We start from the raw sequence: 17,563 nt of genomic DNA on the forward strand, positions 1-17,563 counted from the left end.
AGACTCCTTCTCTCTTACCATCCCATCCTCTCGTTCTCCCCAACGGGCACTGAAACTGTTTCTCTCATACCATTCCAAACCTCATCTTCATCTCTACAGGTATCGAGACCAAAAAATCCACCCTACATATAGGGTGGATACTATCATTTATAGCTTCGACTGTGTAAAGTCTGCTCGTTCTATTACGTTTGGTGATTTCGGAACTTCGTGGTGATGACGACAGCGTGGTTCGTACGCTTCCGATGCACCTACTAGAATAATTGGGTCATCGTAAGAGGCTGGCTCTCCGTTGATTAGACGTTGTGTACGACTTGCTGGGGATCCACAAACGGCACATACTGCCTGCAGCTTTGTTACTAGCTCTGCAATAGCCATTAAGGCAGGCATTACAGTAAATGGCTCGCCACGGAAGTCTTGATCTAGACCAGCAACGACGACGCGATGGCCGCTATCAGCTAAGTGTTGAATCACTTTTACTACCTCTTCATCGAAAAACTGCACTTCATCAATAGCAATCAAATCAACTTCAGGATCGATATGCTGAAAAATCTCTGTTGAATGGGCGATTGGACGCGCAATAAACGATGTACCATTGTGAGAGACAACAGCTTCATCGCTGTATCTATTGTCAATTTTCGGTTTAAAAACGGCAATGTTTTGTTTGGCAAATTGGGCTCTTCTCACGCGGCGAATCAGTTCCTCTGACTTGCCTGAGAACATGCTACCACAAATGACTTCCACCCAACCATGATGCTTCATTACATACATAAACGGCCTCTCCTTCCGCTTCGCTCTCTATTATAAAGTAGTCAGTTTTACGAAAATTATCCCCGGCTGACTACCTATGTACGTTCAATTTCATAAAAAAACAGGCAAGGGTTGAAATCTTCTTGCCTGTTTCTTTCATTATTGGTTTGCTTTGATTCCGTACTTCTTGTTGAAACGGTCAACACGTCCGCCTGCTTCAGCAAACTTTTGACGTCCTGTGTAGAATGGATGACATTCTGAGCAAGTTTCGATACGAAGTTCTTTCTTTACTGAACCAGTTTCGAATGTGTTGCCACATGCACAAGATACCGTTACTTTTTTATAGTTAGGATGAATTCCTTCTCTCATTACCTTTCATCTCCTTTTGCCCTGAGTCGTTCGAAACAGAGTTATTCTTACACACAAGGTGTAATGGAAAAACACACTGATGTTATTATAACAAGCAGGCACTCGTTTTGCAACATGGTTTTATTTACCTACGAATTCCTTTTTGCTTTTATTTCTTCATCTAGCTTAGCAAAGAATTCTTCATTCGATTTCGTTTGCTTCAGCTTACGTAAAAACTTATCAACAAAGTCAGGTGTATCTGACATTGATTTACGGATGGCCCATAGCTTATCCAAATGATCTTTCGGGATAAGCAACTCTTCCTTACGCGTTCCAGAGCGGCGAATGTCAATCGCAGGGAAAATACGGCGTTCAGCTAGACCGCGATCCAGATGAAGCTCCATATTACCTGTTCCTTTAAATTCTTCATAGATTACATCATCCATACGAGAGCCTGTATCCACAAGTGCCGTTGCAAGAATTGTTAAGCTTCCACCTTCCTCGATGTTACGCGCTGCACCGAAGAATCGCTTCGGACGGTGGAAGGCAGCAGGGTCAATCCCCCCAGATAACGTACGGCCACTCGGAGGAATAACGAGATTGTAGGCACGCGCCAGACGAGTAATACTGTCCATAAGGATGATTACATCGCGCTTATGCTCGACTAGACGCATCGCACGCTCTAGTACAAGCTCAGCTACTTTAATATGATTTTCAGGTACTTCGTCAAATGTGGAACTAACCACATCTCCAGCAACCGAACGCTCGATGTCTGTTACTTCTTCCGGCCGCTCATCAATTAATAGAACAATAAGCTCTGCTTCAGGATGATTCGTTGTAATGCTATTAGCAATTTGCTTTAATAGCATCGTTTTCCCTGCTTTTGGAGGAGCAACGATCAATCCACGCTGGCCAAAACCGACTGGAGAAATAAGGTCCATAATTCTCGTGCTCACGTGCTTAGGTGACGTTTCAAGTTTCATTTGACGGTCAGGATACAATGGCGTCAACGCAGGGAAATGAACACGTTCCTTGGCTGATTCCGGATCATCTCCGTTTACTGCACCTACCTGTAAAAGTCCAAAATAACGCTCGTTTTCCTTAGGCGGACGTACTTTACCAGATACTTTATCACCATTTCGGAGGTCAAATCGTCTAATTTGTGAGGCTGAAATATAAATGTCCTCTGAACTTGGGGAGTAGTTGATAGGTCGTAGGAAACCGAAGCCTTCAGACTGGATGATTTCAAGGACACCTTCCATAAAGAAAAAGCCCTCTGATTCCGCACGTGCTTTGAGTATCGCAAAAATAAGTTCTTTTTTTGTTAGCTTGCTATAGTAAGACACTTTAAATGTCTTTGCCAGCTCATAAAGCTCTTTTAGCTTCATATTTTCCAGGCTTGAAATTGTTAATTCCATTAGTACACCACTCTTTTACATAATAAGTTGTTCCACCACAGGCTTTATGATTTTGTTCGATAAAATTGGATGGAAGGATTGAATGTTTGAGGCTTTCTAGAAGTATAAGAAGAAATAAAGAAAGTTATATTCTATAAAGACAAGTCTATTTTTACACATGAAAATGCCTTTTTAAAAAACAATTTCTATTTTACCCTTTTTTTTAATTATTAATCAACTTTATTTTAATGGGAAGTTAGTAAGGAGGGTAATTGTAAAGAAGGCAGACGAAAGCAGGTCTGCCTTCTTTACATGTAATCTATAATTTTTTGATAGCTTTCTATTAAGCGTTTTTCAGTTGTTCTAGCTCTTCTTTTGTCATTGCTTCACGCCAAATGGTCGCGCCAAGCCCATTTAATTTTTCTACAAGATGGCTGTAGCCACGGTCGATATGCTCAAGCCCCGTTACCTCAGTTACGCCTTCTGCCATTAACCCCGCAATGACTAGAGCAGCTCCGGCACGTAAATCACTCGCTTTCACCTTGGCGCCCTGTAATTTCACTGGGCCATGAATAATCGCCGCACGACCTTCTACTTTGATGTTTGCATTCATTCGTCTTAATTCATCGATATGCTTAAAGCGAGCTCCATAAATCGTATCGGTCACCATGCTTGTCCCAACAGCGCTAGTTAATAATGATGTTAATGGTTGCTGTAAATCGGTTGGAAAACCAGGATAGACCAATGTTTTAATATCAACCGCTTTAAAGGATTCAGCTTTTCCTACAAATACTTGGTCATCGCTCGTTTCAATCGGTACACCCATTTCACGAAGTTTAGCAATCAAAGACTCTAAGTGTTGAGGAATGATATTATCAATTAACAATCCGTCACCAACAGCCGCACCCAGAATTAAATAGGTACCAGCCTCAATTCGGTCAGGAATAATCGTATGCTGGCAGCCATGAAGCTCGTCCACCCCATCAATACGAATGACGTCTGTTCCTGCTCCTTTGATTTTGGCTCCCATATTCGTGAGCAACGTGGCTACGTCAATGATCTCCGGCTCTTTTGCCGCATTTTCAATGATTGTACGACCTTTTGCACGAACAGCTGCAAGCATAATATTGATGGTTGCTCCAACACTCACAACGTCCAAATAAATTCTTGCCCCACGAAGCTCGTCCGCACGTAGATAGATTGCACCTTGTTCATTGGTCACGGTTGCTCCTAGTGCTTCAAAGCCTTTAATATGTTGATCAATCGGTCTTGGACCTAAGTGACAGCCACCAGGTAATCCAATCACTGCCTTTTTAAAACGACCAAGCATAGCACCCATTAAGTAATAGCTTGCACGAAGCATCTTTACCTTTCCATTTGGCAAAGGCATTGAGATCATTTCAGAAGGATCCACCCACATTTCATTGTTTGAAAAATTGACTTTTCCTCCAATTTCCTCGAGCAGTCCTTGTAGAATCTGCACATCGGAAATATCTGGTAATCCTTCAATCGTTACTGGTGAATCGGCTAAAATGGTCGCTGGAATGAGTGCGACTGCACTGTTTTTGGCACCACTTATACGAACGGTTCCCTTTAAAGGGTCTCCACCGGCAATCATCAGCTTATCCATCGTTGACTCCCTTCTAAGCCATATCAATTCACACAGAATACGTGTTATATCTTATACTGATTTGGCTCATCTTTTTTATTTTTCCATATATGCTTTTTCGGAAAATCTATACGCGGTATATTTTACCACTAAAAAAGTACAAAAAACGACATATACCAACTTAACTTATAGTTTACACGAAATTTCAAACTTCATGTATGGAATTATAAAAAAGTTATAAATAGGAAAAATGTCCTGTTATTGATTCTCTCTATTTTTCCAATCTGCTAAAAAGGCTTCGATCCCTTTGTCTGTAAGTGGATGATTGAATAATTGCATAATAACCTTAAAAGGAATAGTAGCAATATGCGCCCCTCGCAGAGCTGCATCTGTTACGTGTTGTGGGTGACGGATAGAAGCAGCAATAATTTCTGTTTCTAACCCATGAACCGCGAAAATATCTGCGATTGTTGAGATTAAATCAAGACCATTGTAACCGATATCATCTAATCGACCAACAAAAGGAGATACATATGTAGCCCCAGCTCTTGCTGCTAGCAATGCTTGGTTTGCACTAAAAATTAAGGTTACGTTTGACTTGATGCCCTCTTTTGAAAAAGTCGATACCGCTTTTAAACCTTCTGGTGTCATCGGTACTTTAATTGTAATATTTGGAGCAATGGCAGCTAGCTCGCGACCTTCACGAATCATACCTTCTGCATCAAGCGCGATGACCTCTGCACTAACTGAACCAGGAACTAATGCCGTGATCTCACGAAGACGGTCTTCAAATGAAACATTTTTTTCTTTTGCTACTAATGATGGATTTGTTGTAACCCCTGCAACAACTCCGATAGAATATGCTTCTCTAATCTCTTCCATGTTTGCTGTATCAATAAAAAATTTCATCTGTTCCACTCTCCCTTACATAATTCGACTATTTTTTTAAAATGACATCAATACAATTGAAACCGCCCTTTTTCAAAAAAGGCGGTTTCAACTTATAAATCAAATAAATTCGATTACGCTCTGTTTGAAGAACCGAATTCGCGCATTTTGCCGATAACTGTTTCTTTAATCGCATCGCGAGCTGGTCCTAAGTATTTACGTGGATCGTATTCATCTGGTTTTGCTGCTAACACTTCACGAACCGTTCTTGCAGAAGCAATTTGGTTCTCAGTATTTACATTAATTTTTGCTGTTCCAAAAGAGATTGACTTTTGGATGTCAGCTGTTGGGATTCCAGTTCCACCGTGTAGAACTAATGGCACACCAGTAGCTGCACCGATTTCTTCCATTTCTTTGAAACCTAGGTTAGGTTCACCTTTGTAAGGACCGTGAACTGAACCAAGTGCTGGAGCTAAGCAGTCGATACCAGTGCGAGAAACTAGTTCTTTACACTCTTGAACGTCAGCATAGATAACACCTTCAGCAATGATATCGTCCTCTTGTCCGCCAACTGTTCCAAGTTCAGCTTCAACAGATACACCTTTAGAGTGAGCATACTCAACTACTTTTGTAGTAGTTTCAATGTTTTCTTCGAAAGGATGGTGAGATGCATCGATCATTACTGATGTAAAACCAGCATCGATTGCTTCCTTACATTTATCAAAGCTTGAACCGTGGTCTAAGTGGATAGCCACAGGTACAGTAATTTTGTAGTCTTCTAAAAGACCTTCTACCATTTTCACAACTGTTTTGAAGCCGCCCATGTAACGAGCTGCACCTTCAGAAACCCCAAGGATTACTGGAGATTTTTCAGCTTCAGCTGCTTGTAAAATCGCTTGAGTGAATTCCAGGTTGTTTAAGTTGAATTGTCCTACTGCATACCCTTCTGCTTTTGCTTTCTTGAGCATGTCCGTCATAGATACTAAAGGCATTCTTCTTCCTCCTATTCATGATGACCTTTTTATAGACAGGTTCCCTTTTAGAGTTTTCCCTAAACAATTAACGTTATGTAATTTGAGATCCTGACTTTGATTGATCATCCGCTAAATTCATTTGTAATCATACCAAATAAAAAATAGAAATGCTATCAATCTTGGCCACTTTTATAGGATGTCATAAAATAGATATAATGGAATCGCTATCATTTAAAGATTTTTCCAATTTCAATGGAACACAGCTATTTTTTACTGGTAAATACTTCTTAACTGCTGCACGAATATCATCAATATCAAATGGCTTGGCAAAATGAGTGAGTGCTCCAAGATCCTTCGCTTCCTGAATCATATCTAGCTCACCGTAAGCAGTCATAATGATGACACGAATATCCTTTTCGATTACTTTCATTCTTTTTAAAATTTCAATTCCATCCATACCAGGAATTTTCATATCTAGTAACACAAGATCTGGAGGGTTTTTTGTCACGATTTCCAGTGCTTGTACCCCATTTGCCGCTTGAAATGTTTCGTAGCCTTCCTTTTGCAGCACTTCATTTAACAGAATTCTTATGCCAAATTGGTCATCTACTATTAATATTTTGCCTTTCATGAAAGCCACCTCTTTTTCTGGATTTTTTTATGTATTTGAATGATCAGGACTATCCACCTTCATGTAGTTCGATACACTACGTAATTTTTCCTGCAAACATTTTACATGAAAACATATAAATTTTTACAGTTCGGGATTTTACCTTCCTCGTCCATTTCTTTTATAATATATGAATATTGAAATTTGGAGGCCTTTTATGTTAAAAATGTTCACAACCCAATTGAGTGGATTATTTAAAAAAATCCAGGATAAGGAGGACCTCTCCATAGAGGATGGTGCCAGACTTCTTGCCCAAGCACTCATTGGAGACGGCCATATATTTATCTTTGCTGAAAATGAACTTACTGCTGTTCAAGCAGAGGCTGTTCACAGCAAGGAGCCTTTACAGCGTGCTCGTGTACTTGATGGTTTACAACAACTCGAACAGGTGACAGTTGCTGACCGTGTATTGATTATGTCGAGAACCATTCGCGATTCCAGTGCAGTCGCTATCGGGAAGGCTCTAGAAGAGAAAGGAATTCCGTTTGTATCGGTGGCCACTGTAGACGAGGGAGAGGGAGACGCTCTGAATGATCTTGCACACGTCCATATCGATCTTCAATTAAAAAAGGGACTACTGCCAGATGAAGAAGGAAACCGCTACGGGTACCCTGCATCCATGGCTGCTCTATATGTTTATTATGGATTAAAATTCACGATTGATGAGATTATGGAAGAATACTGATAGAAAAGCGTAAGCGACTTGGTCAGCCCCGACAGGCATAAGACGAACGACGCAAGAAGGCCTGCCTTCTGTAGTAGGGTGGCTTATGTCCCGAGGGGCTAGTCGCTGGAGCTGGACAGTTTTGCTCCCTATTTTGGGGGTATTTTTTATGTACAAAAAAAGCCCCCCACCCGGGAGGCCCTCTATCTATATTAGTTTCTAGACTTTAATGATGCTTCAACAAAATCTCTAAACAATGGTTGTGGTCTTGTTGGTCTAGAGATAAATTCTGGATGGAACTGAGATGCAACGAACCAAGGGTGGTCTGCAAGCTCAATGATTTCCACTAAGCGACCATCTGGACTAGTTCCTGAGAAGATGAAGCCTGCTTTCTCCATTTCTTGACGGAACTGGTTGTTGAACTCATAACGGTGACGGTGACGCTCATAAACGACTTCATCATTGTAAGCGGCAAAGGCTTTTGTCCCTTCTTCAAGCTTACAAGGGAAGAGACCTAAGCGAAGCGTTCCACCAAGATCTTCGATATCCTTTTGCTCTGGTAAAAGGTCAATGATTGGATAATTAGTTTCTGGGTTAATTTCTGAAGAGTTCGCATCTTTATGTCCAAGTACATTACGTGCAAATTCAACAGAAGCAAGCTGCATTCCAAGACAAATTCCAAGGAAAGGCACCTTGTTTTCACGAGCAAACTTAATGGTCGTAATTTTCCCTTCTACTCCGCGATCTCCGAATCCACCAGGAACTAAAATTCCATCTACATCGGAAAGAAGTTCGCGTACATTTTCTTCGTTCACTTCTTCCGCGTTGATCCACTTGATATCGATATCAGAATCAAATGCGAAGCCAGCGTGCTTTAATGATTCCACAACTGAGATATACGCATCTTGAAGCTCAACGTATTTTCCAACAAGTGCAATACGAGTAATTTTAGAAAGATTACGAACCTTATCAAGTAAAGCTAACCACTCTGTCATGTCCGGATCTGGACTTTGAAGCTTCAGGTGATCACATACGATTTGATCCATATTTTGTTCTTGTAGGGCAATTGGAACAGCATATAATGTGTCCGCATCTCGACACTCAATTACTGCTTTCTGATCGATATCACAGAATAAAGCAATTTTATCCTTCATGTCCTGTGATACAGGCATTTCTGTACGTACAACAATAATGTTTGGCTGAATTCCTAAGCTACGAAGCTCTTTTACACTGTGCTGAGTAGGCTTCGTTTTCATTTCACCCGCAGCTTTAATGTAAGGAATTAGCGTACAGTGGATGTACATCACGTTATCACGGCCAATATCACTCTTAATTTGGCGAATCGCTTCTAGGAATGGAAGTGATTCGATATCCCCTACCGTTCCACCGATCTCTGTGATGACAACGTCAGCACCTGTTTCACGACCTGCACGGAAAACACGCTCTTTAATTTCGTTTGTGATATGTGGGATAACCTGAACCGTTCCACCTAAGTAGTCGCCACGGCGCTCTTTCTTCAATACAGTTGAATAGATTCTACCTGTAGTAACGTTGTTGAACTTCGTTAAGTTAATGTCGATAAAACGCTCGTAGTGACCTAAGTCTAGATCCGTTTCAGCTCCATCACCTGTTACGAATACCTCACCGTGCTGGTATGGACTCATTGTCCCAGGATCCACGTTAATATAAGGATCGAATTTTTGGATTGTAACGCTTAAACCACGATTTTTTAATAAACGCCCTAAAGACGCTGCTGTGATTCCTTTACCTAATGAAGAAACCACTCCACCTGTAACGAAAATATACTTTGTCATCTGTAATCCCCCTCTAATTAAGTTTGTGCATATTTTTTAAATATCAATCCATTACATTGGCAAGGGGATAAAACGATTTTTGAAGACTAATTTTCACTTCCGAAAAGAGCCTATAAAAAAATAAAAACGCCCCTCCTGCTAGAAATAGCAAGGGGAGCGTGAAATTACGTTTCGATTGTTCCTTTTTAAGGAGCCCAAAAAGTATTCTACCTACAGCTCTGTAAAAAGTCAAGTCGAGATCCTACAAAATTCGACTTAAAGATTCTCGTCGTCCTCTGCATCAAAATCGTCATCTTCGAGGTCTTCATCATCTTCTTCTTCGTCAAGATCGAATTCCTCTTCGTCATCTTCAAGAAGGTCTTCATCATCTTCTTCTAAATCTTCATCAACGTCATCTTCAAGAAGATCATCATCGTCATCTTCATCAAAGTCATCATCCACATCATCGTAGTCGAGCTCTTCTTCCTCTAACTCGTCATACTCTTCAATGTCAAGTTCCTCGTCCTCATCGACAACTTTCTTCGCTTTTTTCTTCTTCGGCTTCACAGCTGTTACGTGTTCTTCTTCTGTTTGGTCAACAGGATACCAAACGCGAAGTCCCCAGCGGTTTTCGCCAATCGTCATAAAGCGACCATCTATATTTAAATCTGTATAAAATTGAGCAATTCTCGCTCTCACTTCATCTTCTGTTAATCCACGTAGCTTTGTAATTTCATCCATTAATTCTTTAAAAGAGACTGGCTGTTTCTTTTCCTTCAGCAATTCAAACGCAATCTCCATTAAGGACATTTCTTGCAATTCTTCTTGAGTAATCTGATTCAAACTCAATATTTGCACTTCCTTTCACTATGTAAACCACGACAAATAAAATATGTACACAATTATTGCATATTCTTCATTATAAACAAAATATGAACCTTTATGCTAGTTCTATCTATTCGATACAAAACTTTTTAGTACTTGCCCTCTTCTTTTTGCCTCTTTTTGTCCCTTGCCAAGATCCTCACCGCTAAATAGAAAAAGAAAAAGGACATAAGAAAAAAAGGGATCGCACCAAGCTGCAATGAGTAAAGATAAAAAGCAGAAACAACTGTAAGAATAACAGCGATAAATCGAAGAAGTTGCTTCAAACATCTCACATCCCATGATAAATGGTAGGTCCTTCGTGTGAAAAAAGACCATTCTTCCTTCTTCTATTATAGTAAAAATTAGGCCCATTTAGGTAATGTCTCTGTAAAAAAAGTGTAAAGAGAAAAAGCGGAAGGTTCGCTTCCGCTTTTCTCTTTACATATTCCTTCTATACTGCCCACCCACTTCATATAACGCACGGGTAATCTGACCGAGGCTTGCAACTTTTACTGTTTCCATCAATTCCTCGAATATATTACCATTGTTGACAGCTGTTTCTTTTAATTTTTGTAAAGCAGTTGTTATTTTATCTTTGTTTCGCCCTTGAAACTCACGCAGATTCTGGATTTGAAGCTCTTTTTCCTCTTTTGTTGCTCGTGCTAGCTCCATATTGTCTGTATCTTCTTCTGAAGGAGGATTCGGATTCAAGTACGTGTTCACACCGATAATCGGCAGCTCGCCTGTATGTTTTTTCATTTCGTAGTACATGGATTCGTCTTGAATTTTTCCGCGTTGGTATTGGGTTTCCATTGCACCAAGCACTCCCCCACGGTCATTCAAACGCTCGAATTCCTGGAGAACCATTTCCTCCACTAAATCTGTCAGCTCCTCAACAATAAATGAGCCCTGAAGAGGATTTTCATTTTTCGATAAGCCATGCTCTTTTGTAATAATCATTTGGATTGCCATCGCCCGACGGACCGACTCTTCCGTTGGGGTGGTGATCGCTTCGTCGTACGCATTGGTATGAAGCGAGTTGCAGTTATCCTGCAGAGCCATTAATGCCTGAAGCGTGGTTCTGATATCGTTAAAATCAATTTCTTGTGCATGAAGGGAGCGACCACTCGTTTGAACATGATACTTCAGCTTCTGGCTTCGCTCATTCGCTCCGTACTTTTCTCTCATTACCGTTGCCCAAATACGTCGGGCGACACGTCCAATTACCGTATATTCAGGATCCAACCCATTAGAGAAAAAGAATGAAAGGTTCGGAGCAAAATCATCAATCTGCATGCCACGGCTTAAGTAGTACTCAACATACGTTAGTCCGTTTGCAAGCGTAAAGGCAAGCTGAGAAATGGGATTGGCTCCCGCTTCAGCAATATGGTACCCAGAAATCGAAACCGAATAATAGTTACGAACCTTATAATCAATAAAGTATTGCTGAATATCTCCCATCATTCGAAGCGCAAATTCAGTTGAGAAAATACAGGTATTTTGACCTTGATCTTCTTTTAAAATATCTGCTTGGACTGTGCCCCTTACCGTTGAGAGAGTGGCAGCCTTAACGTTTGACCATTCCTCCAGCGTAAGTGGTCGACCTAGCTCGTGTTCCTTTTTATCCACTTGCTGTTCAATCGCTGTGTTCATAAACATCGCCAAAATAATGGGGGCTGGACCATTAATCGTCATGGAAACAGATGTTGATGGATGGCATAAATCAAAGCCAGCATACAGCTTTTTCATATCATCTAACGTACAAACGCTTACACCACTTTCCCCAACCTTCCCGTAAATATCTGGCCGATAATCTGGGTCCTCGCCGTATAAAGTAACCGAGTCAAATGCGGTGCTCAAGCGTTTGGCATTGTCATCCTTCGAGAGGTAATGAAAGCGGCGGTTGGTCCGTTCCGGTGTCCCTTCTCCTGCGAACTGGCGCTTCGGGTCCTCCCCCTCACGCTTGAACGGAAACACTCCGGCAGTGTATGGGAATTCTCCAGGCACATTTTCTTTGTATACCCAGCGAATAATTTCTCCATAATCCTTATATTTCGGCAAGACTACCTTTGGAATCAATAAACCAGCCAAGCTTTTTGTTTTTAAAATCGTTACGATTTCCTTGTCCCTAATTTTCGTGATAAATCGATCCGAACTATAAAGCTTTCGTTTATCCTCCCAAGAAGATAACACCTTTTTGGTTTCGGCAGTAAGCTTCTCCTCTACTTGAGACTTAAGCTCCACCAATGCTTTTACTGCTTCTTCTTTCGTGCTGGTTTCTTCAATAGCAACGAGCGTTCCTTCTATTTGAAAAAGCTTGCGAGCAAGATTTGCCTGCTCCTCCGCTTTTTTATGATACCCACGAACGGTATCTGAAATTTCGCGTAAATAGTAGCGGCGATCATTCGGAATAATGACACTCTGCTTTTCAACACGAGCATTTTTTGTAAAAGAAGTCGAGAATGTCGTACCCGCTTTTTCATTTAATGTCTCAATCAATGCCGCAAACAACGCATTGGTGCCTGAATCATTGAACTGACTGGCAATTGTGCCGTACACCGGCATTTCATCCAGCTCTTTTTCAAATAGCATTCGACTGCGTTGATACTGCTTTTGTACCTGACGAAGAGCATCTTCAGACCCTTTTCGTTCGAACTTATTGATCACGATTAAATCGGCATAATCAATCATATCTATTTTTTCCAGCTGTGATGGCGCACCAAACTCGCTCGTCATGACATACATGGACACATCACAGATCTCCGCGATTTCCGCATCACCTTGGCCAATTCCACTCGTTTCTACGATGATTAGATCAAAACCAGCTGCCTTGACAACTGAGATTGCATCCTGGATGGCAAGTGATAGCTCCGTCTTCGATTGCCTTGTTGCTAGGCTTCGCATATACACTCTTGGAGAAAAAATGGCGTTCATTCGAATTCTGTCACCCAGCAATGCTCCACCCGTTTTTTGCTTGGTTGGGTCCACAGAGAGTATCGCAACCCTCTGGTCGGGTACTTCATTAATAAAACGACGAATCAATTCGTCCGTTAATGAGCTTTTTCCCGCACCACCCGTCCCAGTAATTCCAAGGACAGGAACCGACTTTTGCAATGCCTTCACCTGATTCATCACGGTCTCTACCGCTGCAGCACTCTCTTTGTTTGTCCCGACCTGCTGCTCAGCAAATGTGATCAATTTCGATGTGGCAATGATGTCACCCTTATCGAGCTGGGAAAGATACGAATCTACCTCAGCTGTAATCGTTGGATAATCGCATTCTTCTAACATAAGATCAATCATTCCCTGCAGCCCAAGCAATCTTCCGTCCTCGGGCGAGAAAATCCGAGCAATGCCATACTGATGAAGTTCCTTAATTTCACGAGGTATAATGACCCCACCACCACCACCATAAATACGGATATGAGTGGCACCCTTTTCCTTAAGGAGATCATACATGTATTTAAAATATTCCACATGTCCCCCTTGGTAGGAGGATATAGCAATTCCCTGAACATCCTCTTGAATGGCGGCATTCACGACTTCTTCAACCGAGCGGTTATGGCCCAAGTGAATGACTTCTGCCCCACTTGCTTGGAGGATTCTTCTCATAATATTTATGGATGCATCATGACCGTCAAACAAGCTTGATGCGGTAACAAATCGGATATGATGCTTATGTCTATACGTTGGTTTCGTACTCATCGTTCTCCTCCCATCCTCGTTATCCCTGAAAACAATAGCTCTGTTTGAAGGGTGATGTACTCCTCAAGCGTATAAAGCTTTTGGAGTGCCCAGCGTCTAAATCCCCACATTTGTCCTTGAACAAAAATATTATGAGCAATCATTTTCACTTGTTTTTCACTGAGACTGATTTCGCCATTTTCCACACATCGGGCAATGACATCCTCAAACATAGCTACCATTTCCATTTCCTTTCTTAGTACATATGGAAGGGCATCCTTGTTCAGTGATTTTGCCTCTTGGTACATGACGAGCACCTCTGACTGAAGCTCATCCATCACGCGAAAATAGTTGGCAATCCCTCGCTCCAAGCTTTGTAATGTTCCCTTTTTCGTATCCAAATCCTTCTGCAGCCGCTCCTGCACCTCGTCATATATATGATCACAGACTAGGTACAACACATCCTCCTTTGTACGAATATACTCATACAAGGTACCGATGCTAAAGCCGGATGCTTTCGCTATTTCTCTAGTTGTAGTGCGATGAAAGCCCTTCTCTTTAAAAAGCGCAACCGCCCCTTTGATCATCTGGTCACGCCTCTTCACGACGAGCTGTTCATCCTTCACAGAGGCATGAACTTCTCTTTTTTTCATCGATTTCTCTACCCCTTTAGAGAGATTTCATTTATTTCGTTATCATCCGTGAAATAACGAGTCGCTGGATTTCCTGCGTTCCTTCATAGATTTGGGTTATCTTCGCATCACGCATATATCGTTCAACTGGATAATCCTTTGTGTATCCATAGCCACCGAAGATTTGAACGGCTTCTGTTGTTACTTTCATTGCCGTGTCACCTGCAAATAATTTTGACATTGCGGACTCTTTTCCGTACGGAAGCCCCTCAGACTCCAACCACGCCGCTTGATAGGTTAATAATCTTGCGGCCTCAATGCTTGTCGCCATGTCGGCAAGCTTAAAGCCGACGCCTTGCTGCTGGGCAATAGGCTTTCCAAATTGTACGCGTTCTTTTGCATAACCAGTTGCTGCATCAAGTGCTCCTTGTGCAATCCCTACTGCTTGCGCCGCAATTCCGTTGCGTCCACCATCGAGCGTCATCATCGCGATTTTAAAGCCTTCTCCCTCTGTTCCTAGCATGTTAGTAGCAGGAACCCGGCAGTCTTCAAAGATAATTTCCGTTGTAGGTGAGGAACGAATGCCGAGCTTTTTCTCCTTTTTTCCAACCGAGAAGCCTGGCGTGTCCGCTTCAACGATAAAGGCCGTTGTTCCTTTATGCTTTTTCGTTGTATCTGTTACAGCAAAGACGACATAAATATCAGCAATCCCACCATTAGTGATAAAGATTTTTGAGCCGTTTAAAATAAAATCATCACCATCACGACGTGCGGTCGTTTTCATACCACCTGCATCAGACCCGCTACCTGGTTCGGTTAATCCATAGCCACCTATTTTTTCACCTAACGCCATCGGACGCAAAAACGTTTGCTTTTGCTCTTCACTACCAAACTTATAAATCGGCCAGCCTGCTAATGAGGTATGGGCGGACAGTGTCACACCGGTTGATGCACAAACGCGAGATAGCTCCTCAACAGCAATACAGTAGGCTAAATAATCACTGTCGATTCCACCGTACTCTTCCGGCCACGGAATACCGGTTAAACCGAGCTCTGCCATTTTATCGAAAATCTCACGATCAAATCGTTCTTCCTCATCTCTTTCGGCTGCCGTTGGTGCCACTTCATTTCTAGCAAAATCACGAACCATCTTACGAATCATTTCATGTTCTTCTGACAATTTGAAATTCATCCTGTTTCCCTCGCTTTTTTAAAAATCTATAAATGCTTGCTTATAACGATACGTTGAATTTCGCTTGTTCCTTCGTAAATTTCGGTCACCTTGGCATCTCGGAAAAAGCGCTCGACCGGGTAATCCTCTGTATACCCATAACCACCGAATACCTGTATTGCCTCGGTTGTTACTTCCATCGCTGTTTTTGAGGCAAATAATTTAGCCATGGAGGCTTCTTTTCCACACGGTTGCCCGAGGGAACGAAGCTGTGCAGCTTGATAGATTAATAGTTTCGCGGCTTCAATATTCGTTGCCATATCAGCTAATTTAAACCCAATTCCTTGCTGATGAGAGATTGGCTTTCCAAACTGGATTCGCTGCTTTGCGTATTCGACCGCTGCCTCGTATGCAGCTTCCGCTATCCCTAATGCCTGTGCTGCAATGCCGATCCTTCCCACATCAAGATTGCCTAGTGCAATTTTCAGGCCTTGGCCTTCTTCACCGAGTAAGTTATCTACCGGCACCTGCATATCCTCAAACGTTAGCTGAACCGTTCTTGAGCCATGTAAGCCCATCTTTTTCTCATCTTTCCCGATAATCAGCCCAGGGGTATTTTTTTCAACGATAAAAGCCGAAACACCCTTATCCTCAATGAAAGCAAACACGATATAAATATCTGCTTCCCCGCCATTTGTAATAAATACTTTCGAGCCTTTAAGTACATAATGGTTCTCTTTTTTTACGGCACGTGATTTTAAGCTTGCCGCATCGGATCCCGCACTTGGTTCTGTTAAGCAAAAAGCACCCAAGTATTCTCCACCTGCTAGCTTTGGGACATACTTTTTCTTTTGTGCTTCATTTCCAAAGTAAAGAATGGGATTCGTTCCGACCGATGTATGCACAGAGAGAATTACCCCTATAGTGGCGCTTACTTTTGAAAGCTCGTGAATGGCAATGATATAGGACGTAAAATCCATCTCCGCCCCGCCGTATTGTTCGGGAACAGGGATCCCCATGAGGCCAAGTTCCCCCATTTTTTTGAGGATACCCCTTGGAAACTCCCCTTGTTCCATTTTTTCAATAAATGGACTGATCTCGGTTCGGGCAAAATCCTTAACCATCTTTCTCATCATCTGCTGTTCTTCCGTCCATCGTAAATCCATATTATTTCCTCCTGGAATAGGGGTAGTTAGTGATACTCATAAAACCCGCGACCTGATTTCTTTCCTAACCAGCCAGCTTTTACGTATTTGCGGAGCAATGGACATGGGCGGTATTTGCTGTCGCCAAATCCTTCGTAGAGGGTTTCCATAATGTACAAACAAGTATCTAGCCCGATAAAATCAGCTAGGGTGAGTGGGCCCATCGGATGATTCATTCCTAGCTTCATGACCTCATCGATGGCTTCCTTCGTGGCTACTCCTTCATAGAGGGTGTAAATCGCTTCGTTAATCATCGGCATTAGAATTCGGTTGGACACGAATCCTGGGAAATCATTTACCTCGACTGGTACTTTTCCCATTGTTTTTGTCATGCCTTCAATCAGCTCATATACTTCATCATCCGTCGCTAAGCCGCGGATGATTTCAACAAGCTTCATGACTGGGACAGGGTTCATAAAGTGCATGCCAATGACTTTTTCCGGCCTTGAGGTTGCTGCTGCAATTTCCGTGATCGGCAACGAAGAAGTGTTGCTCGCTAAGATCGCGTGATCAGGAGCGATTTTGTCCAGCTCATGGAAAAGCTTTGTTTTGATCTCCATGTTTTCAACCGCCGCTTCAATGACTAGATCTACTGAACTCGCGTTATGCAATTCTGTTGACGGTTGGATATATGCTAAAATTACTTCCATTTGGTCTTGTGTCATTTTCCCCTTGTCGACTTGGCGAGCGAGGTTTTTTCGGATCACACCAAGCCCACGCAGAACAAAGTCTTCCTTCAGATCGTGCAAAATAACATCGTAACCCGCTTGTGCACATACTTGTGCAATCCCAGAACCCATCTGACCTGCTCCAACGACCATTACCTTTTTGATTTCCATCTTATCCCCCTTTTCTACCTAAGTTCTTAAAAAAAGGGACATTCCGTACCAGACATTCCGGAAATCCCCATAAAA

The 17,563-nt window shown here is 42.1% G+C and carries 15 protein-coding genes and 1 pseudogene; 1 reads left to right on the top strand and 15 read right to left on the bottom strand.

All coding sequences use genetic code 11. From position 1 onward, the window contains the following. Window positions 1–147: 147 nt before the first annotated feature. From BKO01S_RS17065 to BKO01S_RS17095, 7 genes and pseudogenes are all read right to left on the bottom strand, one after another. Complete coding sequence (locus tag BKO01S_RS17065) at window positions 148–768, bottom strand: thymidine kinase (protein ID WP_066056847.1); 621 nt, start codon at window positions 766–768, stop codon at window positions 148–150. Window positions 769–906: 138 nt separating this feature from the next. Next, window positions 907–1,116, bottom strand: a complete 210-nt coding sequence (gene rpmE, locus BKO01S_RS17070; RefSeq protein ID WP_066056850.1) for a 50S ribosomal protein L31 — start codon at window positions 1,114–1,116, stop codon at window positions 907–909. Window positions 1,117–1,244: 128 nt separating this feature from the next. Next, complete coding sequence (gene rho, locus BKO01S_RS17075) at window positions 1,245–2,513, bottom strand: transcription termination factor Rho (protein ID WP_066056852.1); 1,269 nt, start codon at window positions 2,511–2,513, stop codon at window positions 1,245–1,247. A gap of 322 nt (window positions 2,514–2,835) precedes the next feature. Beyond that, on the bottom strand, window positions 2,836–4,122 hold the full coding sequence (murA, locus tag BKO01S_RS17080; protein ID WP_066056855.1) for a UDP-N-acetylglucosamine 1-carboxyvinyltransferase: 1,287 nt from the start codon (window positions 4,120–4,122) through the stop codon (window positions 2,836–2,838). A gap of 237 nt (window positions 4,123–4,359) precedes the next feature. Continuing rightward, a complete protein-coding gene (gene fsa, locus BKO01S_RS17085) occupies window positions 4,360–5,010 on the bottom strand; it encodes a fructose-6-phosphate aldolase (protein WP_066056859.1) in 651 nt (216 codons plus the stop codon). 113 nt (window positions 5,011–5,123) lie between these two features. After that, window positions 5,124–5,981, bottom strand: coding sequence for a class II fructose-bisphosphate aldolase (locus BKO01S_RS17090; protein WP_066056862.1), 858 nt, complete (start codon window positions 5,979–5,981; stop codon window positions 5,124–5,126). Window positions 5,982–6,225: 244 nt separating this feature from the next. Continuing rightward, window positions 6,226–6,594 (bottom strand): annotated as a pseudogene (locus BKO01S_RS17095) (response regulator); the annotation flags it as partial. 196 nt (window positions 6,595–6,790) lie between these two features. On the opposite strand from BKO01S_RS17095, the gene BKO01S_RS17100 reads away from it, so the two are divergent. Continuing rightward, a complete protein-coding gene (locus BKO01S_RS17100; protein WP_066056865.1) occupies window positions 6,791–7,318 on the top strand; it encodes a DUF2529 domain-containing protein in 528 nt (175 codons plus the stop codon). A 191-nt stretch (window positions 7,319–7,509) separates the two neighbouring features. Here the strand turns inward: BKO01S_RS17100 and pyrG are convergent, their stop codons facing one another. The 8 genes from pyrG to BKO01S_RS17140 form a co-directional block, all read right to left on the bottom strand. Next, complete coding sequence (gene pyrG, locus BKO01S_RS17105; protein WP_066056868.1) at window positions 7,510–9,111, bottom strand: CTP synthase; 1,602 nt, start codon at window positions 9,109–9,111, stop codon at window positions 7,510–7,512. Between the two features lie 255 nt (window positions 9,112–9,366). Then, complete coding sequence (gene rpoE / locus BKO01S_RS17110) at window positions 9,367–9,939, bottom strand: DNA-directed RNA polymerase subunit delta (RefSeq protein ID WP_066056871.1); 573 nt, start codon at window positions 9,937–9,939, stop codon at window positions 9,367–9,369. Between the two features lie 125 nt (window positions 9,940–10,064). Next, on the bottom strand, window positions 10,065–10,241 hold the full coding sequence (locus BKO01S_RS17115) for a hypothetical protein (RefSeq protein WP_232311268.1): 177 nt from the start codon (window positions 10,239–10,241) through the stop codon (window positions 10,065–10,067). A 154-nt stretch (window positions 10,242–10,395) separates the two neighbouring features. Beyond that, window positions 10,396–13,662: a fused isobutyryl-CoA mutase/GTPase IcmF gene (gene icmF / locus BKO01S_RS17120; RefSeq protein ID WP_066056877.1), complete on the bottom strand. Its 3,267-nt coding sequence runs from the start codon at window positions 13,660–13,662 to the stop codon at window positions 10,396–10,398. Continuing rightward, the gene (locus tag BKO01S_RS17125; protein ID WP_066056880.1) at window positions 13,659–14,294 is read right to left on the bottom strand and encodes a TetR/AcrR family transcriptional regulator; all 636 of its coding nucleotides are present in this window, start codon (window positions 14,292–14,294) and stop codon (window positions 13,659–13,661) included. Before BKO01S_RS17125 ends, icmF begins: the two co-directional genes overlap by 4 nt. Before the next feature lie 31 nt (window positions 14,295–14,325). Beyond that, window positions 14,326–15,465: an acyl-CoA dehydrogenase gene (locus tag BKO01S_RS17130; RefSeq protein WP_066056882.1), complete on the bottom strand. Its 1,140-nt coding sequence runs from the start codon at window positions 15,463–15,465 to the stop codon at window positions 14,326–14,328. Between the two features lie 26 nt (window positions 15,466–15,491). Next, a complete protein-coding gene (locus BKO01S_RS17135; RefSeq protein WP_066056885.1) occupies window positions 15,492–16,610 on the bottom strand; it encodes an acyl-CoA dehydrogenase in 1,119 nt (372 codons plus the stop codon). 26 nt (window positions 16,611–16,636) lie between these two features. Next, entirely contained in the window at window positions 16,637–17,488 is an 852-nt protein-coding gene (locus BKO01S_RS17140) for a 3-hydroxybutyryl-CoA dehydrogenase (protein ID WP_066056889.1), read from the bottom strand. Between the last annotated feature and the right edge of the window lie 75 nt (window positions 17,489–17,563).

This window comes from Robertmurraya korlensis NBRC 107688 (assembly GCF_001591645.1).
Lineage (GTDB): Bacteria > Bacillota > Bacilli > Bacillales > Cytobacillaceae > Robertmurraya_A.